Below are 1081 nucleotides of genomic sequence, written 5' to 3'. Positions count from 1 at the left end.
AACTAGCACCACGCGTATTAATATTTATAAATTAGATCTTTTTTGAAGTAGAATATTATTGTTAGTTATTATATATTTTTGAAGAAATCTTATATTAAGTATATTACTGAGGAATTCTATGAAAATTGGAAAAGCATTACGTGTAGAGCGTCTAAAACTCGGATTAACACAACAACAAATGTGTGAAGGGATTATTAGCAGACCTTTTTATGCTAAAGTTGAAAGTGGGAAAAATAAGATTAATGCAGAAAGTTTATTTCAAATCTTATTTAAACATCAGATTGAAATTGATGACTTTTGTCAACTTATACAAGATACCTATATTACTAAAAATAGAAGGGTTATAAATAAGTTGCAAGAAAGAATGGATTATGCATTTAGTACTAAAGATATTGATTCTTTAATACTAAACTGTAAAAAAATTATGAATGTTCCTGGAGATAGGATTATAAAATTACGAACATTGGTAGCTATTGCTTATTTTAGAAATGAACTAAATGAGATAGATAACGGGATTAAAAAGAAAATAAAAATAGAATTTAATGAAGGACAGAAATGGACAAAAAGACCAGAATCATTAAGGCTTTTTGCTAATACGATGCCATTATGGTCGCAAGATGAATTAAATTTTTTTATAGGACGATTATTGGCTACAGTCAAAAATGAGAATATTACTGAATTAATGTTAGAAAGGTATTTAAGAATATTTGAAAATTATTTAGCTACCTGTTATGAAAGAAAGATACCAATGAGAAAAAATAGTAATCATATAGAAGAAATAATTGACTATATTACGAATGCAACATCATCAAATGTTCACTTGATGATATATAGAATAAATGCTATTTATATGAAATCATTATTTAAGAATGATAAAGAAAAAGTTACTAAAATCAAGGCAGATATGAATGATTATGGATATGGAAAGCTAACTATTAATTGGCCTAATTGAAATATTGTTAAATAAAAATTTGGTAAATGTGTAAAACTCTAATTGATTATGTTGGGTAAGAATGAACATGATTAATTAGAGCTTTTTATATTTTTAGTAATTTGAGTACGCGTGGTGCTAGTTAAATCG

General features: G+C 25.9%; 1 protein-coding gene. It reads left to right on the top strand.

Annotation, left to right across the window (positions count from 1 at the left end):
* Nucleotides 1–118 precede the first annotated feature (118 nt).
* Complete coding sequence (locus FC57_RS10365) at nucleotides 119–952, top strand: helix-turn-helix domain-containing protein (protein WP_007127152.1); 834 nt, start codon at nucleotides 119–121, stop codon at nucleotides 950–952.
* The last annotated feature ends 129 nt before the right edge of the window (nucleotides 953–1081 follow it).

It is taken from the genome of Lactobacillus ultunensis DSM 16047 (assembly GCF_001436305.1).
Classification (GTDB): Bacteria; Bacillota; Bacilli; order Lactobacillales; family Lactobacillaceae; genus Lactobacillus; species Lactobacillus ultunensis.
This window is presented reverse-complemented; position numbering and strand designations above follow the sequence as displayed.

Excerpts from the sequence above, each read along its gene's own strand:
- FC57_RS10365 (WP_007127152.1), top strand. The coding sequence starts at position 119 with ATGAAAATTGGAAAAGCATTACGTGTAGAGCGTCTAAAACTCGGATTA.